The 19,003-nt window shown below is 43.0% G+C and carries 12 protein-coding genes; all 12 read right to left on the bottom strand.

Annotated elements, in window-relative coordinates:
• Positions 1-243: 243 nt before the first annotated feature.
• The gene (locus DXB73_RS07455) at positions 244-921 is read right to left on the bottom strand and encodes an ABC transporter ATP-binding protein (RefSeq protein ID WP_022026156.1); all 678 of its coding nucleotides are present in this window, start codon (positions 919-921) and stop codon (positions 244-246) included.
• A 1-nt stretch (position 922) separates the two neighbouring features.
• Entirely contained in the window at positions 923-2,236 is a 1,314-nt protein-coding gene (locus DXB73_RS07450) for a hypothetical protein (protein WP_118690652.1), read from the bottom strand.
• Complete coding sequence (locus tag DXB73_RS07445) at positions 2,233-3,450, bottom strand: ABC transporter permease (protein ID WP_118690651.1); 1,218 nt, start codon at positions 3,448-3,450, stop codon at positions 2,233-2,235. The genes DXB73_RS07450 and DXB73_RS07445 overlap by 4 nt, the downstream gene beginning before the upstream one ends.
• Before the next feature lie 231 nt (positions 3,451-3,681).
• Positions 3,682-5,166, bottom strand: a complete 1,485-nt coding sequence (malQ, locus tag DXB73_RS07440) for a 4-alpha-glucanotransferase (protein ID WP_118690650.1) — start codon at positions 5,164-5,166, stop codon at positions 3,682-3,684.
• A complete protein-coding gene (locus tag DXB73_RS07435; protein ID WP_022025666.1) occupies positions 5,163-5,639 on the bottom strand; it encodes a flagellar protein FliS in 477 nt (158 codons plus the stop codon). Before DXB73_RS07435 ends, malQ begins: the two co-directional genes overlap by 4 nt.
• Positions 5,640-5,778: 139 nt before the next feature.
• Entirely contained in the window at positions 5,779-7,128 is a 1,350-nt protein-coding gene (locus DXB73_RS07430; RefSeq protein WP_118507146.1) for a flagellin, read from the bottom strand.
• Positions 7,125-10,376: a DUF6240 domain-containing protein gene (locus tag DXB73_RS07425; RefSeq protein WP_118690649.1), complete on the bottom strand. Its 3,252-nt coding sequence runs from the start codon at positions 10,374-10,376 to the stop codon at positions 7,125-7,127. Before DXB73_RS07425 ends, DXB73_RS07430 begins: the two co-directional genes overlap by 4 nt.
• A gap of 228 nt (positions 10,377-10,604) precedes the next feature.
• Positions 10,605-11,324 (bottom strand): lytic transglycosylase domain-containing protein, encoded by a 720-nt coding sequence (locus DXB73_RS14850; RefSeq protein WP_118507142.1) that lies wholly within the window; start codon positions 11,322-11,324, stop codon positions 10,605-10,607.
• Positions 11,321-11,773: a hypothetical protein gene (locus DXB73_RS07415; protein ID WP_118690648.1), complete on the bottom strand. Its 453-nt coding sequence runs from the start codon at positions 11,771-11,773 to the stop codon at positions 11,321-11,323. The genes DXB73_RS14850 and DXB73_RS07415 overlap by 4 nt, the downstream gene beginning before the upstream one ends.
• Positions 11,774-11,921: 148 nt before the next feature.
• A complete protein-coding gene (locus DXB73_RS07410) occupies positions 11,922-13,502 on the bottom strand; it encodes a DEAD/DEAH box helicase (protein WP_182448231.1) in 1,581 nt (526 codons plus the stop codon).
• 266 nt (positions 13,503-13,768) lie between these two features.
• Positions 13,769-15,490, bottom strand: a complete 1,722-nt coding sequence (locus tag DXB73_RS07405; RefSeq protein ID WP_118690647.1) for a leucine-rich repeat domain-containing protein — start codon at positions 15,488-15,490, stop codon at positions 13,769-13,771.
• An 898-nt stretch (positions 15,491-16,388) separates the two neighbouring features.
• Positions 16,389-18,965, bottom strand: coding sequence for an ATP-dependent chaperone ClpB (clpB, locus tag DXB73_RS07395; protein ID WP_118690692.1), 2,577 nt, complete (start codon positions 18,963-18,965; stop codon positions 16,389-16,391).
• Positions 18,966-19,003: the final 38 nt, after the last annotated feature.

Genomic DNA, 19,003 nt, shown 5'->3' with positions numbered 1-19,003 from the left:
ATGTTCCAAAACTCAATAATTCAAATGCATCCGATTCCATATGACCGCTCTTTAATCAAGCGAGTATCATATATACAATGTTATCATTTTTCCGCACAAAGTACAACATCAAAAAAATTTTAATCATTTTTTGTATAATTTGCACAACTAAATCAGCACAGTATCGTATATTTTCACTATCCCTTGTATAACGACATCTCACACCATTAACAACCATGACGGAGGCATGATGCAAAGTAGCTCTCACTCTATCATCTTCCCATCTTCGATCTTTATCACTCTGCCGCATTGCTCCGCTACAGCCAAATCATGGGTAACAATAACAATTGTTTTTCCCTGTTTGTTCAGATCAATAAATACTTTCATAATTTCTTTTGTTGTCTCCGTATCCAGCGCTCCTGTTGGCTCATCTGCCAAGATCAACGCAGGTTCATTTGCAATCGCTCTAGCAATTGCAACGCGCTGCTTCTGACCCCCGGAAAGATTACTCACAGGCTTATCGACAAAATCTTGCATCTGCACCATTTCAAGCATTTTGCGCGCGATTTCTTTCCTGTCTTTTTTCCGTTTTTTCTTACCTCTTGCTGCAAAATCCAACGGAATCATGACATTATCCAATGCCGTAAATTCTTCTATTAACGCAAAGTCCTGCATTACCATGCCAATCTTCTCATTACGAATTGCCGCCATCTTTCTTTCAGAAATTTTGCCAATTGTCATGTCATCAATACGATACTCTCCCGAATCGTATCCATCAATACAAGCAAGTATATGTAATAAGGTGGATTTTCCAGCTCCTGAGGTTCCAATAATGGCAACCATTTCTCCATCCTCTATCGTCAGCGATATTCCGTGGAGTGCCTCAAAAGCGTTACTCTTTCCTTTGTTATAGGTCTTTACAATATTATCAAGTTGAACCATTTTATTCTACCTCCCTTAAAATGTCCTCTGCCGATTTCTTCCCAATTAACAGAAAAGACAGCAAAATACTAAATACAACAAAAAGCACCATCATAGCGAAACACCCCAACAACTGCCATTTTCCTAAAGAAAAGACCATTCGATCTAACGCACCAATTTTCTCGCAAATAGCAATACATAACATGGTAAATAAAAATATCCCCATTTGCATCATAATCACGCTTTCCACATGAATCAACACGCATCTTTTCCAAGTGAAACCCATCATATAATAAATGGAATAATTGTGCATGTTTTGTCGTATCATAATAACGGTACTGCTAATGATAGACATCAACGTAAGAATGATCATCGCAATCAAAATAGGAATTAACATATTCATCTGATTCATAATATATTCCATACTGTTTTCCCGCATTTCTGCGGATGTATGACGAAATTCATATCTTCCATTCACTGCAAGATATTTTGAATTATAATCTTTTTCCTTCTGTGTAATTCCTTTCTCATATTGTATAAAACATGGGCCTGAAATGATATATGGCCATATACAGGTTTCACCCTCTATTAAATTTTCTTGTTCCGTTTTCGCATGGATCTTATTATTATGTTCAATGTCTCTCTTGGATACAAAGACAATTGCCCTTTCCTCTTCATCCCTGTTAAACGGATAATAATAATCTCTGAAATCAGAATATTCTCCATAATGCATCGTACGCATAATCGGACTGGCTCCATCTGCAAGAATTCCCACTATCTTAGCCTGAACCGGTTGTGATAACTTGTATTCTCTCGAATCTTTTACCACATCAGAAGTTGTCAAAGTTATAACCTCTCCCACTTTATGAGTGTCATCTTTTTGCGCCAACACGATCTCGATCACATCCGTATCTGCATCCTCTGTTCTAAGCCAGCGTCCTGATTCTATCTCAGGAGTATATGCTGCGATCAACTCATCATCATAACCAATAACCGGAGACCATGTTCCCAATTCTTCCTTTTTATTGTCAATGTCAAATGTCATCTGTACATCATAGGAGCTTACCATATGTGCTTTTTTTAAGCTTTTTTCTACATCAGAAGATTCTGTAAACGGAAGATACCGCTGCCCGTTTCTGCCTAGCAGATCATTTATATGCATATTCAAACCATCGCCCTGAAAGAAGCATTCCAACGGCTTATATTTTTCATACCTCGATGTAATTGCAGAGATAATGCTGACGAGCATGATGAACACAATTACTATTTGGAAAAAAATCAGCACCGTCATAAGTTTATTTTTTTTCTGTTCAAACATTGCATATTTCAATTTCATCGGGTCCCTCCTTTCACATCTAACTCTTTGTCTGTTTTTAATGCATATATGATCATAAAAAGTAATATTAACAAAGACAGTATAAAATAAATAGCAAATAAAACCATATAAACATAACTGCTATAGCTATTACTCATATAGTCATAATATTTTGATACTTTTTTCAAAATTACATGCTCAAACAACAAAACACCGATAACATAAGCTGGTACCGTCAAAACCACACATTCTCCCAAATACAATAATACTACTCTCGCAAAACTCATTCCGCAAATCCGGTAAACCATAAGTGACTGTTTTCTGCTGGAAAGAATATAACGATACAAAATCGCAAAATTTATTGCCGAGACAATGGTAATAAAAATCGTCACCATAATAATCGTATTATAAAGATACACTGCATCATCATCCGGAAGATTTGCCGGCTCAACTACTGCCCTGTCTCCCAAAATTTTATTTGTTTTTTCTACTACAAGATTGTACTGTTCCTGTCGAATTGGTTTCTTAAAATGGAATACTAATCTCTGGTGAAAAAGGGTTGTATCCTCTAAAGAGGTGACCGGTATAGTAGGTCTATCAACATCAATAATGCCATAGGCAATAATTTTATAATCCTTCCCCTGAATATGCAGCGTATTTTTATCGACTGCCATCCGACTACTGACAGGAGATGACATCGTATTCCAATGAAGATAATCCCAACAAATAGCAACTTTCTCCCCGTTCCGATATTCTTTGTCTGTAAAATACCTCCCACTTTCCAGCATGGCGTTATTCTCTATTTCTTTTTCATATTCATCACTATTAATAATCGTCCCATCCTTCACCGAAAAGTTCATACGAAACGGTAATTGATCTACGATCGCTGTTGCTTCAATATATTTCAATTTATCTGTAAAAGAATTATTAAATTCAGCCACATATTTCTTTAACAAATTCATTGTTATATAATTGTCTACAGAATCAACCGGTTTGAAATAATTTTCATCATCATTTAATTCCTTATCGGATTCTTCATCAAAATCCCCTTGCAAACTCAATGCAATTTCTCTCTCATCTGACAGATCATATTCTTTCTTTAACTGATAGTTCTGATATAATCCATACGAAAAATGAATCATAATACAAGAACAAATGACAGAAAAAACCGTCAAAATAAATATGAGTTTTTTATGTTTAAAAAAGTTCTTTATGTTGCACCAAATATATTTCATGGAGTACCCCCTACAAAAAAGCAACGCCAGCGCTTTGCTTTGCAAGAATTGCTAAAGCAATTCTTGGTGGCATAACACCACGTTGTGAAGTAAAATAGATAGGGAGTATCATTTTTATACAAATGACACTCCCTATCCATCTAAAGTATAATGTGTTTGCTACTGTTCCACCATTATAATCAAAGTCCCCAGACGCAGCTTGACCCCTGTTTACAATGCAATAGATGTCGGTTATCGAGCATACAATTTGCACATTTTGCGAAGCATCTTAATCTTTTTCCCATCAAAGGCTCCCGGCTGCATACGCCAGCGCCAATTGGTTCCTACTGTGGACGGTTCATTCATTCTTGCCGTATCGTCCAATTCCAAAATATCCTGCATCTGGAATATAACAGTATCCGCAATGCTTGCGTACGCTGCACGCAACATCGCCTTTGGAATCTGTGAAACCCGCTTAATATGCAGATAATTCATCATAAATTTTAATTCTTTGTCCGATTTGTTTCCATAATAACCAAGCAATGTCTGATTATCATGCGTACCACCATATACGAGACAATTCGTGTTCTTATATTGATGTGGCAGATACTCATTAGAAGCATCTCCATCAAACGCAAACTCTAAAATCTTCATCCCCGGCCAACCGGTTTCATTGATCAAGGCACGAACCTTATCACTGACAATTCCAAGATCTTCTGCAATAATATCCGAACCTTTCGTTGCCTTACGAATCACTTTCGTCAAATGTCTGCCCGGTCCCTTGCGCCACTCACCTTCTACAGCAGTAGGACAAGAAGCAGGTATTGACCAGTAATTAACAATACCAATAAAATGATCAATACGAATCACATCATACAAGGCTGCATTGGCTTTCATTCGCTGATACCACCATGCATAATGATCTCTTTTCATTCGTTTCCAACGATATAATGGGTTACCCCAGCGCTGTCCATCCTCCGAAAAACAATCCGGCGGTACCCCTGCAACGTGAATCGGTTTCTTACGCTCATCCAGCTCAAACAGATCTGAATGTGTCCATACATCTGCACTGTCCATGGCAACGTATAACGGAATATCTCCAATAATACGGATGCCTTTGCTATTAGCATACCGTTTCAACCGACTCCATTGCATGAAAAACTGATACTGACAAAACTTCCAAAAATCAATTTCTTCTGCCAGCAGATCTTCAAATTTGCGGAGGGTTTCTTTGTGACGGAATTTCAGACCATCCTCCCACAACGACCACTCCTGTCCATGAAAGTGAAATTTAAGTGCCATATAAAAACTATAGTCTTCCAGCCAATAGCTGCTCTTCGCCAAAAATGCCTGATAATCTTCCTGCATTTTATGATCACTTCGCGCATATGCCTTATGTAATACCTCAAAACGAGCCTCGTATAACGCTGCATAATCTACCTCTGATGCATCGTCTCCCCAATACTGCTCCTCAATCTCCTCCGAAAGAAGAAGCCCATCCTCTTTCAACGTGTCAAGATCAATAAAATAAGGGTTTCCCGCAAATGCTGAAAATGACTGGTAGGGACTATCACCAAAGCTTGTCGGTCCTACCGGAAGCACTTGCCAATAGCTCTGCTTTGCCTCTGCCAACTGATCAACGAAGGCATACGCCTCTGCTCCTAATGTTCCAATTCCATACGGTGACGGCAGGCTGCTGATTGGCAGTAAAATCCCCGCTCCACGTTTCTTTTTCATATTTTCCCTCCATAGGTACTGCCCTCTCCGAGGGATACTTCATTAAGTGTACCTTTTCCATAGGTTAATCCGGCATAAAGCTGCTGTGAATGCTCCATAACCGGTCCTGAATGATCCTCTTTGGCAACTTGTTCAAAGCTCTCCATCAATCCACGGATCACTTCACACGCCGCATCTAAATGAATCGGTCTGCGTTGTACCAAAGTTGCGATCAACTGTTCGTTGACATAACGATACAACTGTCGTAATTGCAGCGCAATTTCATAGCGAAAGTCCAGACTTCCGAGAAGTTCTTGTAAATATCCCTGCGCTTTGCGGATCTGTTTTTCCCCCGCATCCGTATTTCCCGCCTGATATTGTTTGTTACCCTCTTGTATTTCATCCAGCAAAAGTTCATATATAATAACGACTAATTCTGTCCGGTTTGCCTGTGCAACCCGTGCGGTATACTCCTTAATCTGTTCCTTCGTCATGCTTAACCTCCATGCCCATACTTGATCGACACATTACAATTAATCTCAGCATATCTACCTAATCCTGTCCACGCACCAATCTTGGCATATCTACCTGATCCTGTCCACACACCAATCTTGGCAATTCTGCGATACCTAATTAGCTCTGCAACAAACTCATAATCTGCTGTGGACGATTATTGGCTTGTGACAGCATTGATGTTGCTGCCTGTGATAATACATTGTTGGATGTATATTCTGTCATTTCAGAAGCCATATCTGTGTCCATAATTCTGGACATTGCATCCGTAAGATTCTCTTCACTTACATCCAAACTCTCTCTTGTTGCATCCAAACGGTTCTGATATGCACCAAGCGTGGATCTTGCTGCAGAAATCTTATCAATAGCATCATCCAACACTTTGAGAAGCTCCGTAGCACCTTCCTGTGTACATGCGTTAATCTGATTAACACCTTCTTTATTGCGTAAGAACAGGCTTTGGCAAGATACTTCCTTAAAGTCCATCTCCAACGTCTGATGCTCGTTGGCACCAATCTGAAGCACCATATAGCCGGCATCTTCTACGCGAACAATACCACTATCACCCGCTTTAGCATCCGTAACATCGATCTGCATTTCAAATCCATCATTTCCAATGATCACAATACCGGCACCATTTGCTTTATAGCTAAAACCATCGGCCGGGGTAAACTGTGTTCCCAAGGTGATCTTTGCATCTTTGCCGTAAATAACCGTCTCATCATTGGCACCGGCAGAGCGTACTGAAATCTTCTGGTTTGCACCGGTTGCACGTGTCGTCAGTGTCAGTGATCCATCCGGACCGGAAACATCAATATTCATGGCGTCACACATATCTATAATCTTCTTTCTAACACTGGTATCATCGTACTCATCCGTAATCTCTAAACTATACCCATTAATACTGATCGTAGATGGGATCGTATAGTCAAGCTGTGCTTTTGCAGCTTCCGGCATAGCATCGATCGTGATCTCATAATCATTTCTTGGTACATCCATAGACGCCGAAATTGCATGAATGGATAACGTATTCGTCATTACGGTACGTGATGCGGAACCATCAAGCAGCCCCTTACCATTAAACTGGGTTGTGTCTGCAATACGATCAACCTCGTCCATCAGCTCATCAACCTCATCCTGCACGGCCTTACGGTCTTCCAAAGCAAGCGTACCATTGGCTGCCTGTACACCCAATTCACGGATTCTCTGCAAAATATTCTCAATCTCTGACATCGCACCCTCTGCCGTCTGAATGATCGAATCTCCATCAGCAGAATTGCGGGACGCCTGATCCAACGCACGGATCTGGGTTCGCATCTTATTCGAAATCGCCATACCTGCAGAATCATCTGCTGCTTTGTTGATCTTATAGCCTGTACTTAATCTTTCCAAACTGGCCGAAACTTTATTGTCAACCTTTTTTAAGCTGACATTTGTAAGCTGCGCTGAAATATTGTGGTTAATTCTCATTGTAATCCTCCATTCTCTGTTGCTACTACCTCTGAAATATACTGTACCAGCACTTTTGCTGTCTGATACAGAGCTTTTGTATCAACTGCATGATCGTTCTCCGATGCAGCAGAATAATCATTCTGCGCACGAAAATCCATTCCATAAGAGATCGTTTTCACCGGACACACATTCTGCTCCAAAGTTTCCTGCAAGGCTCCTGCCTGCTGCTTCAATTTCTCGTATCCGGCTCTGTCATCACAGAGTACCAGTCCCTTAAGACTGCCCCCGGAAATCTGCATCTCCATAGAAATGCGATACGGCTGCCAAATGGTTACCTGTACCTTGCCCGCCTGTTCTTCATCCTCACGGAATGTAAGATTCATCTGCGTAACACCGTCTGCCGTTTGAATCGGTACTGCATAACTGCGATTATTTCTAAGTCCCTGCTGTAACCGCATCAAACCACGCGTTGCTCTGATCTCTTGAAATTCACTATATGTAATATCGGCACGCTGCTTTGTTTTCTCAAGAATATTTTCCAAAAAATGATCTATTCCGGCACAATATTCTGCAAGTGCTGCCTCATCTTCCTCACCATCTGCAATGGCTTCCATAACATCCTTTAATCCATCCGTTAGTTCCGTCAAATTACGTCTACGCTCTGCAAACGTCTCTTTCTCGGATGACGCCTCACTTGCAGCCACTCCCTGCGGAACCACATGATCCATGGCATTCTCCAAAACCGCTGCATTGGCTGTCTCCGATGCCAACTGTCCAACCACATCCTGCTCCGACTGTGACTCTCTAGCAAGTTCCAGTACTGTATCTAAAGCGGTCTCTCCATCCAGTAATCTCAGCGCCGCCTGCATATTGCCAACTGTGTCCGGCAGCCCTGCCTCCTCCAAAAATCCATCTGCTTTCTGTGACTGTTTCGCCATATCTCTTAGTTCCCCGGCACGCTCCTCATAATAAGCTGTCATGATCTGATCCGTGATCGTCTGATTGCCGGCTGCCGCCTGAATAATATTTTCAGTGTCATCCACAGTATGATCCATCCCCTGTGCATTTCTGGAACGAACCGCCGTCAGCAAATTAGACAGATCCATCTGCTGACCGGATTGAACCACCGCACCAACCGCCGCATGATCTTCTTTCTGCACTTGATGCAACAAACGATAAATTCCAATATAACTTTGTCTTTCTTCCGCAGTAATACCGTTCGTCTTATCTAATCGCCACAAAAACTTACTGTAACTTTCCTCTTCCTGCGCCGCAGTCATTCCACGATCGGCAAGCATTTCATTCAATTCCGTTACGGTATGTTCTAATGGATTAATACCATCTCGAATCATTCCAAGTACCGTGGCAGGTTTCATCCGGTCGATCAAAGTATTCACTTCTGCATCCCAATCTTTGATCTGCGCAATACTCTCCTCTGTGATTTCCATGCGGTTATAACCAAGAATGCGTACTGCTCTTTCATTCTCCGGTGTGCTCTCCAGCCCCATCTCCTGCAGCATAGTCGGAATACCCGCAAACGCTTTCTTAATACTATCTCCCAGATCCGTGCGCACCTGTGTACCAACCGCCTCATAATCCTGTTGATACTGCCATGCGCTCTTGGTCGCACTGATCGCAGCTCCATGCAGTTCCCGCACCGTCATTAATTCATGCCGGCGCAGACTACTGCCCAAAAGTTCTGCCGGAGCTTCGGCAATCTCACGCACTGCCGTTACGGCATCCTGCATCGCATGAATCTGTGCGTCTTCTGTAACTGCCGCCTCGCCCGTCTGATCCGTCCGATAATAACTCATCTCTATTTCCCGCAAACGATCCACAAGTTCAGCCAAGCTCTCTGTCTCCACAGATATCCCCTGCGCACGCATAGACATCACCGCCGGGATTGTCATTTTTAATCGTATTTCCTCAAGTTGTCGCCAAGCTGTAACCTGCGGCAAAGGCATGACTTCTGCCGTCTCCTGTCCCGACAGTTCGCCAGCCATTACGGTTGTTTCCTGTCCAACTTTTCGGTCAGATGTATTTACTGCTTCTTGTCCAACTTTACGGTCAGATACATTCATTGCTCCCTGTCCCGTTTTGCGGTCAGAGGGCACTCCTGCGCTCTGTCCTACTTCACGGCCAGATGATGTTCCTGCGGTCTGTCCCACTTCATGATCAGAAGCGCCTTGCTCTGTCTGATGTGCGTCAAGATAATCCTGCAGCACCGGATCTGCCTTTTCTGTTGTTACCTGTTCCACATCCTGCGCCGTGATCTCTTTTACCTGCTGTATCAAATCCCCGGCAAGCCAAATTCCTTTGTCCCCCGGAACTGTCTGCTCTGCCGGCAATCCCATTGCCATCGTCTGCACGATCTGCTGCAGCGTTATCTCCAAACAGGTACTCTGCTGCATCTGATCTAACATCTCTAATGTCTGTATATTCTCAGCCGTGATCGGCAGTTCATTCGCAAACAGCCACTTTGCCATCGCTTGATCCGAAGCTCCCCCTCGTCCGATCTGCTGCAAGAGATGTTCGATCTGTGGTGCATACGCCGCCATATCTTTCTCAGTGATCGATGCGTTGTCAACTGCCGTACTACCGGAATGCATTCCTTGATATACCGCTTCTATCGTCGGCTGGGTTCCATTTTGTATGACGTAAACTTTCGCCGCATCTGTCATTTCATTGATCGACATACTCATCTGCAGCGTTCCCGCTACCTTATCCACAAATTCTTTGGTTGCAGGCAGATTTGCTTCCTGCAGCGCGTCACGGATCTGTGCCTCGCTCTTTTGCGCCAAAAATCCCTGCTGCTGCATTTTTTCCAAATCGTTCGCCAACTGCTCGCGAAGTTCTTTATTTTCTTCCATCCGGTCTGCTTTCCACTCACGCTCCTCACGGATGCGCTTAACGGCGCGCTCCAAACTGGATTTTTGGTATTCTTCCAAAGCACTATCCTCATCCTCAAGTGCGGCACAATCCTCTCCGGTCACAACCTTAAGATTGCGACTGGCAGCATTATCATTTTGCACACGATCCGCTGCGATCTCCGTTGCCTGTCTACCCGTATAATTCTCCGAACCGGACTCACGAAGTCCCTGTAGCTGTGGCATCATAAAATCAGTCTGAACGGCTTTACCACGAATCCCCAAATAACCCGCATCAGCAATTGCCGCATTATTTTTCCCGACGTTATAGTACTTAGAGGATGCCTCCGTCGTTCCGGATCCCGCATCTCCCTGTAACATGATATCATTTATATTCATTAGCTACCTCTCTTTATCAGTGCCGAAAGATCATGAAATCCTTATTAAAGAAATTCAAACCTTTTTGGCACCTGAATCCTATAAAGTAAAAAAAGAGTGCCAAACATGAACTTTGACACTCACATCCTATAAATATATTCGACCAAAAGGGCTAATTTCTTTACCCTATAAATTCAGTCTGTTTAACGTCATGCCCTCTATGAGCTCCCCCTTGTTGAAGCAGCTCGCTCAGACCTTCTTCGCCGTTTCAAACGCTTTCTGATAACTCAATACTTTCTTTATGTAAGAACGACACTGTGATGGTATACCGCCCACACGCCGTACCGTTCCACTTCCGGCATTATACGCCGCCAGCGCTAACTTTACATCTCCGTTATATTCCTTTAACTTGCTGGCGATGCACTTCGCTCCACCCATAATATTTTGCTCCGGATCAAAGGGATCCTCTACGCCAAGTCCACGCGCCGTATCCGGCATCAACTGCATAACGCCCATTGCCCCCGAACTAGACACATCCCTCTCATTGAAATTAGATTCTGCTTTGGCAATTGCCTTAAGCAAACTTTCGGATACTCTGTATTTTTTGGCTGCTTTCTTAAAATAGCTGTCATAAGGCGTTGTCTTCATAGACGATGCTGATGTCGTTTTCTTAGTGCTTGTACTTCCGGTTGACACTGTACGATTCGTTTTCTGACTCTGACCGGTCGACGTCCCAGACGCAGATGAGGTTGTTCTGGAACTTCCCGTGCGGTCTAACTTTGACGTGTCCGCAGAATAGTCCAGATGTTTCACCGCACTCGTCTTCGTAGACTTCGTGCGTCCCTGTGCTTTCAGCATATCGTCAAAACTGGTAATAGAACTCCTGCGGCCAGCTTCACCCGCATGCGTCTTCAACGGTTTGATCGGCAAAGCCTGCACTTTCCCATCCGTAATATTATTCGCCGTCATATACCTCTCCTTTCTGCAAACATCTCCTGCAATGTCATATCCAACTTCCCCTGTCTCGGATTCGCCACAGACACTTCCGAAAGCGTGACAGCCATCTCTGCTGCAGCTTGATTTACAGCTTTTTCCTCAGGCTCTATTGGCACAATCTGCTGTAATCTCGGCTCTCTGGCATTCGATACCACCGCCCTCACATTAGCAGGTGACTTCACATTCATCTCGCAAAAGTCTATCTTCTTTGGCGACAGTGGCTTCGCATTCGCTCCACAAGTCTCAATCTCTCTCGGTGACAGTGGCTTCGCATTCACTCCACAAGTCTCAATCTCTCTCGGTGACAACGGCTTCGCATTCACTCCACAAGTCTCAATCTCTCTCGGTGACAACGGTTTCGCATTCGCTCCATAGGTTTCAACCTCACGAACGGCTATCGTTTTCCCCTGTATCACGTTCATCGAATGCACCCCCTCGCCATCGTCTCATTTTGCTTTTTATTTTAACAACTTGTCCGGTTTAAATCAATACTTTCCCGTTTCTTCCAATAATGCTGTGGAAAGAGATCGGCAATGACACATATTTCTCACAATTCCATTGGTGATTCGATCAGTTCCTCACATTTTTAGCCGGTTCCATGTTCACCCTGCGTCCCTTGATCTTACTGTGATTCATTGCTTCTAATACAGCGGCCGCATATTCCTGCGGAACCTCTACAAACGAAAAATTATCGTACATATCGATTGTTCCTACGAGAGCACCTTCCATTCCGCTCTCCCCGGCAACCGCACCCAAAATGTCACCAATGCGTACACGATCTTTTTTGCCGATATTCATAAACATACGCACCATACCCGGCTCTGCACCGGTATCTCCAAACTCTTCTTTTGGAAGCGTCTGTGTGCTTGTCTCTCCTAACTGCATTGCCAGCAAAGCTGCTGCCATTTCCGTTGCCGAATAATCACTGCCATCCAAATATTCCTCTAACAGATCCATCATTCTGCCCAAACCATCTGTAGCGATCAACTCTCCTGCCTGCTCCAACAGTTTCTCCACTTTAATGGCAGCCACATCATTCACCGAAGGGATCGGCTGTCTGCGGATCTTTGTCTTGCAATATCTCTGAATATCTTTTAGTTTGTATATTTCCTTGCCAACGACCAGCGTAAATGCTCTTCCTTCACGTCCGGCACGTCCCGTTCTTCCGATACGATGCACATAGTACTCATCGTCCTGTGGAACGTCATAATTAAAAACCGCTTCCACATCATCAACGTCAATACCACGCGCCGCCACGTCTGTGGCAACCAAAATATCGGTACGTCCATTGCGAAAGCCATTCATCACGCGGTCTCTCTGGCTCTGTTTCATATCACCATGCAGTCCCTCTGCAAAATATCCTCTACCCTTTAAGTCTGCAACTAACTCATCCACTTTTCGCTTCGTATTGCAAAAAACCAATGACAAACTCGGATCATACATGTCCAATAATCGGGATAGCACTTCATTCTTTTTGCGCGGATTAACTTCATAATAATACTGTTCGATTTTTGGGACAGTAAGTTCTTTCTGAATCACTTTCACAATCTCAGGTTCATGCAGATAACGCTTTGCAATTTCCAAGATTGGCTTTGGCATTGTTGCAGAAAAAAGCATCGTTTGACGCTCCTCTGGCAGTTGTCCCAAAATAGTTTCTATATCCTCTCGAAATCCCATATTTAACATTTCATCCGCTTCATCCAAAACCACAATATCTACCGTTTGTGGTTTTAGTGTATGACGGCGCAAATGATCCATCACTCGTCCCGGTGTACCAATCACGATCTGTACACCACCTTTTAAGGAACGGATCTGTTTGCTGATCTCCTGTCCTCCGTATATCGGAAGCACTTTGATCCCATGCAAAAACTTTGCTAATTTGCGAATTTCATTGGCGGACTGAATTGCAAGTTCTCGCGTCGGGCACAAGACGATTGCCTGCAGACTTTTGTCTTTCGGATTGATCCGCTGCAACATCGGTATTCCAAACGATGCTGTCTTACCCGTTCCGGTACGCGCTTGTCCGATCATGTCCTTTCCCTCTACCGCAATCGGTATCGACTGCGCCTGAATCGGACTTGGCTGCTCAAAACCCATTTCCGCAATTGCACGCATTATTCTTGTATCCAAACACATTTCTTCAAACGTCATTTATATCTCCATTTCTAATCTGCTTTATTTTGCAGCACAGATTCCCTGCAAAATCTTTCGCTGTATTAATGCAACTTTCCTATTATAGCAGATTCTCGGAGCATGAGCAACATCGGCACTGCATTAGATGTTGGCTCTGGCAAAAGATCTCTGATACCAAAAGTGGGCAGCTATCCAAGTTTTGATAGCTGCCCCTATGGATCTCTCTCTATTGATGGCCGGCGCACTGTTTATGATCTGGCAATGGGCCTTCGATGGATTTATGACTAGAATGCCTCCTTGCCAACTTCAACGTCATCGAACGAACCGTCTAAGACAATGCCATCCTTTTTGATCGCACCACGAAATGCCTGTGTGCCAATCTTTTTGACAGTTCCACCACAAACAAATTTCTCTAATTTATGACACTTATAGAAAGCTTGTGCATCGATCGTGTCAATGTTTCCTTTGACTTCAAATTTCTTACAATGCCAGTTATGCATAAACACGCCGCTTCCAATGGTTGTAAGATTACCAAGTGCCGTTACTTTCTTTAATTTGGTATTTCTAAAAGCATTGCGTGTAATGACTTTCACATTTTTATCCAATGTCAGTGTAGATTTTTTATAATCTTTGCTCACACCATACACCGTCTTGCCATCTCCGCTGTAAATCACATTGTCACGGACTTTATAATTTTTATTTCCCGCAGGAATTCGAATATCAAAGCAATCCGTTGACTTGTTATCCGGCAGCAAAAATCCATTTTCATCACAGTAGTTGACAGGATTGATCTGTCCCGCAAATCCGGTTCCAAGCGTAATCTTTTTTAAGCAAAGACATTTATAAAAAGTGCTGTAACCGGCATATTTTAAGGAATCCGGCAATTGAATCTCTTTTAGATTCGTACCGGCAAACGTACCTAACAGAGCAATTTCTTTCAAATACTTTGCAGATCCATCCGGCTCGCTCACGAGATCTTTTTCATCATTTATGACATCTTCGTCCCCTTCATCAGAGACTTCTCCTGCATCAGCCGGCGCACCAACATCATAATAAGATAGCTTTGCTTTGACTCCGTCAAAGTCACTTAATTTTTTCACGTTCACAGCCTGCGCTAAATTAATGTCACTAAGCTTACTGTCACCATAAAACGCTCCGGCACCGATATCTGTAATTCCTGTTGGCAATACGACTTTCTTTAAGAATGGATTGCGCGAAAATGCGAGTGCTTCCACTTTGGTTACAGACTTCGGTATACGATATGACTGTTCTGTCTTTTCAACCGGATAATAGACAAGTGTTTTTTTATCCTTGGTAAAAAGTACATTATTTTCTGTCATATAATATGGATTCTTACTGTCTACCGTTATCGTTAAATTTTCATTGAACGTATCTGACGTATCCGTGGCACCAAGTCCCCAAAATGCACCACCTTCAATATATCGTACATTGCGTGGCAGATGAATCGTGCGGATATAAGCTGCATCTGTCGTTGGCGCAAATGTATTTGCATTAATTCTTTCTAGAGAGTCCGGTAAAGAAAGCTTAATTTCCTCAGCATCTTCGTCCTTGGAAACATTTCCAAATAAATTACTCACCGCTAATGCAGTAATTCCTTCTTCAATCTTAATCTCTTTTACCGAACAGGTTATTCTTTCCTTGACTTCATATGGTTCTGCAAGTCCCTCGATCTTTTGCTTGGAAGTGTCTGAATCCACAGCGCGATCCACAGCACCGGAACCACTAATTGTCAATACTTTCGTACCTGTATTGTACGACCATTCTGCATTGTCCCCACATTTGCCCGAAATCGTCCGTGGCTCGTCATCGACGGAAGCATAATACTGGAACGGTGTACTGGTCGGCGTTGCCTGTGCTTCCTTTGCCTGTTTCGTTGATGTCGTGTCAGTAGATTTTTGTGCGCAGCCGGAAAGCCCTACGATCATTGGTACGGCCAACAAACATACTGCTGCCTTTCTCGTTAATTTTGCCCCTGTTTTTTTCACACTAACCCCCTCCTTCGTATAAATATCTTACGCTGTTATTTTTACTCTTATCCGTAAAAACAACCTTGTTCTTAACTGTATAAATCCGTTCCTTAAATTACTTGAAATCAGCATACCCTATACACAAAATTTTGTCAATAAAACCACAAAAAATCACGCTGCACAACTGCGATTTCCTATAAGGATTAGGGTGTCAATAAGAAAAAAAGGACTGTCTATCCACGAAATAACATTGCGAATAGAACAGTCCTTTTATACTTTTTGATTCTTTCAAAAGCCACATATTTGTGCGTACTTTCGTGCTTCATCGTAAGCACAGATCATACATACTATTTACTGTTTCAAACTTCCCATACCTCATTATCTCACACAACCACATATTACTTATTATGTCAGTAAAATTATGTCTATTTTGCAACCGGTAAAGTAAATTATCCTGCCATCAACAAACTAAGACAATTGCAGCAGAACGCAGAGTTTTTACGTGATTTCTTATTTTGTTAAGTCTCTGATGAATACATGCCTAGAGGAATGTTTGAGATGTCCCGGTTTAGCAAGGTATCATCAATTTTTGGACGGGACGCTTTCGCTACGTTGCGCTACGTTACGTTACTTAATGTCTCTGAAGTACGAGACATAAGTAACGACGAGCGCAAAGTCCCTTTCAAAAATGATGAATACCTTGCTTCCGGGACTTCGAGTTTCCGAAAGGCATGTAAATCAATCATCAGAGACAACAAAATCTAGAAATCACTGTGAAAACTAATTGCGGCAAAGCAATTGCTATAGTTTCTTGATGGCAGGACTCACTATATAGTGACTGCAAAATATAATTAGACCATCAACATAATAAGCAATATGTGATTCGGGCAATAACTTCCGGTATGGGAAGTTTTAGTTACTGTATATACAATGTGTCATCCTTAACATCCAGCACGATCTCCTCGCCCATATGCACATCGCCACGAAGAATCTTTTTGGCTAACAGTGTCTCTACATTCTTCTGCAAGTACCGTTTCAACGGACGTGCACCGAAGGATGGATCATATGCCTGCTCTGTAACAAACGCTTTGGCAGCATCTGTCAAAGATACATGCAATTCTTTTTCTGCTAAACGTTCATTCAGCTCTGCAAGCAAGATATCAATAATACCGGTAATATCCTGCGGACGAAGCGGCTTAAAGAGGATCGTTTCATCCAAACGATTCAAAAATTCCGGACGGAAAGAAGCGTGCAGTTGATCCAGTACCGCTTTACGTGCTTCTTCGCTGATCTCTCCATTTTCATCAATGCCTTCCAACAAATATGAGGAACCAATGTTAGAAGTTAATATCAATATTGTATTTTTGAAATCAACGGTACGACCCTGCGAATCGGTAATCCGACCATCGTCCAACACTTGCAATAATACATTAAACACATCCGGATGTGCTTTTTCAATCTCATCAAACAGTACTACAGAATACGGTTTACGGCGTACTGCTTCGGTGAGCTGTCCACCTTCTTCATATCCAACATATCCCGGAGGCGCTCCGATCAGACGAGCCACGGAATGTTTCTCCATATATTCACTCATGTCGATACGAACCATATTCGTCTCGTCGTCAAACAAATATGCCGCCAAGCTCTTAGCAAGTTCCGTTTTACCAACACCTGTCGGTCCTAAGAACAAGAAAGAACCAATTGGTTTCGTAGGATCTTTGATACCTGCCTTAGAACGTAAGATTGCTTCTGCAACCAAACGGACGCCCTCTTCCTGTCCAATGACACGTTTGTGCAATTCATCCTCCAAATGCAGTGTTTTTTCTCGTTCGCCTTCCGTAAGTTTGGCGATCGGAATTCCTGTCCATCGAGAAATAATTTTGGCAATCTCTTCCTCGGTAACACATTCCTGCACCAAAGTACGATCTTCTGCTTTTGCCTTTTCTTCTGCTGCCTCAAGCTGTCGCTCTAACTCCGGCAATTGTCCATACTGGATCTCTGCAGCACGGTTCAGATCATAGTTGCGCTTTGCCGTTTCAATCTCTGTACGAAGCGCATCTCTCTGCTCTTTCAACTTATTTACCGTATCGACAGATGCCTTTTCGCTATCCCACTTTGCTTTCTTGGCATTGAAATCATCACGAAGTTCTGCCATTTCTTTTTGCAGTTCTTCCAAACGTTCCACAGACAAATGATCGGTCTCTTTCTTAAGTGCTGCCTCCTCAATTTCCATCTGCATAATACGTCTGCGCTCTTCATCAAGTTCTGCCGGCATACTATTTAACTCTGTCTTGATCATGGCACAGGCCTCATCGATCAAGTCGATCGCCTTATCAGGCAGGAAACGATCCGAAATATATCGGTTGGACAACGTTGCGGCTGCCACCAGCGAAGAATCCGTAATCTTGACACCATGGAATACTTCATAGCGTTCTTTCAGACCACGCAGTATTGAAATTGTATCTTCCACTGTTGGTTCATTGACCATAACCGGCTGGAAACGACGTTCCAATGCCGGATCTTTTTCAATATACATACGATACTCATCCAATGTCGTAGCACCAATACAATGTAATTCACCTCTGGCAAGCATTGGTTTGAGCATATTGCCTGCATCCATAGCGCCATCGGTCTTGCCGGCACCGACAATCGTATGCAGCTCATCAATAAACAGAATGATCTGTCCTTCACTCTTCTTCACTTCTTCAAGAACCGCTTTCAAACGCTCCTCAAATTCGCCACGGTATTTCGCACCCGCTACCAAGGCACCCATATCCAACGCAAAGATCTTCTTGTCTTTGAGTCCTTCCGGCACATCTCCGCGAACAATACGCTGTGCCAAGCCCTCAACAGCGGCAGTCTTACCAACACCGGGTTCACCGATCAAGACCGGATTATTTTTCGTCTTACGTGAAAGAATACGCACAACATTACGAATTTCCGCATCTCGTCCGATCACCGGGTCCAGCTTGCCATCTTTGGCACGTTCTACCAGATCTGTACCATATTTTTCCAACGTATCATACGTTGCTTCCGGATTGTCACTGGTAACCCTCTGATTACCACGCACCTCAGAAAGCACCTGCAAAAATCGCTCTCGATCGATCTGACACTGCTTAAACAACTGCTTGATCTCTTTGCTCGGATGCGCTAATACACTCAAAAACAGATGCTCTACGGAAACATATTCATCTCCCATCCGTTTTGCTTCATCTTCCGCATAAATCAATGCTTCATTTAAATATTTGTCAATCCGAAGATCGCCGCCGACAACCTTTGGACGTTTTTGTAAAAGTCCTTCTATCTGCGCCTGAAATGCTTCCGGTGCAATTCCCATTTTCTCGATCAGTTTGCGGATCAAGCTATCATCTACTGTCATCATAGCGGATAGCATATGCTCCTGACCGATTTCCTGGTGACCATGATCCATGGCGATTTTCTCACAGCCTTGTACTACTTCCTGTGATTTTTGTGTAAATTTACTGATATTCATACAATCACCAATCCTTTCTGTCTCAAACAAATCCATAT

Origin of the sequence: Clostridium sp. OM05-6BH (assembly GCF_003481635.1) — a bacterium.
Taxonomy (GTDB): Bacteria; Bacillota; Clostridia; order Lachnospirales; family Lachnospiraceae; genus Butyribacter.
This window is presented reverse-complemented; position numbering and strand designations above follow the sequence as displayed.

What these genes read in the sequence shown, in the direction of transcription:
- DXB73_RS07455 (WP_022026156.1), bottom strand. Translation starts at nt 921, where the DNA reads ATGGTTCAACTTGATAATATTGTAAAGACCTATAACAAAGGAAAGAGT.
- DXB73_RS07450 (WP_118690652.1), bottom strand. Translation starts at nt 2,236, where the DNA reads ATGAAATTGAAATATGCAATGTTTGAACAGAAAAAAAATAAACTTATG.
- DXB73_RS07445 (WP_118690651.1), bottom strand. Translation starts at nt 3,450, where the DNA reads ATGAAATATATTTGGTGCAACATAAAGAACTTTTTTAAACATAAAAAA.
- malQ (WP_118690650.1), bottom strand. Translation starts at nt 5,166, where the DNA reads ATGAAAAAGAAACGTGGAGCGGGGATTTTACTGCCAATCAGCAGCCTG.
- DXB73_RS07435 (WP_022025666.1), bottom strand. Translation starts at nt 5,639, where the DNA reads ATGACGAAGGAACAGATTAAGGAGTATACCGCACGGGTTGCACAGGCA.
- DXB73_RS07430 (WP_118507146.1), bottom strand. Translation starts at nt 7,128, where the DNA reads ATGAGAATTAACCACAATATTTCAGCGCAGCTTACAAATGTCAGCTTA.
- DXB73_RS07425 (WP_118690649.1), bottom strand. Translation starts at nt 10,376, where the DNA reads ATGAATATAAATGATATCATGTTACAGGGAGATGCGGGATCCGGAACG.
- DXB73_RS14850 (WP_118507142.1), bottom strand. Translation starts at nt 11,324, where the DNA reads ATGACGGCGAATAATATTACGGATGGGAAAGTGCAGGCTTTGCCGATC.
- DXB73_RS07415 (WP_118690648.1), bottom strand. Translation starts at nt 11,773, where the DNA reads ATGAACGTGATACAGGGGAAAACGATAGCCGTTCGTGAGGTTGAAACC.
- DXB73_RS07410 (WP_182448231.1), bottom strand. Translation starts at nt 13,502, where the DNA reads ATGACGTTTGAAGAAATGTGTTTGGATACAAGAATAATGCGTGCAATT.
- clpB (WP_118690692.1), bottom strand. Translation starts at nt 18,965, where the DNA reads ATGAATATCAGTAAATTTACACAAAAATCACAGGAAGTAGTACAAGGC.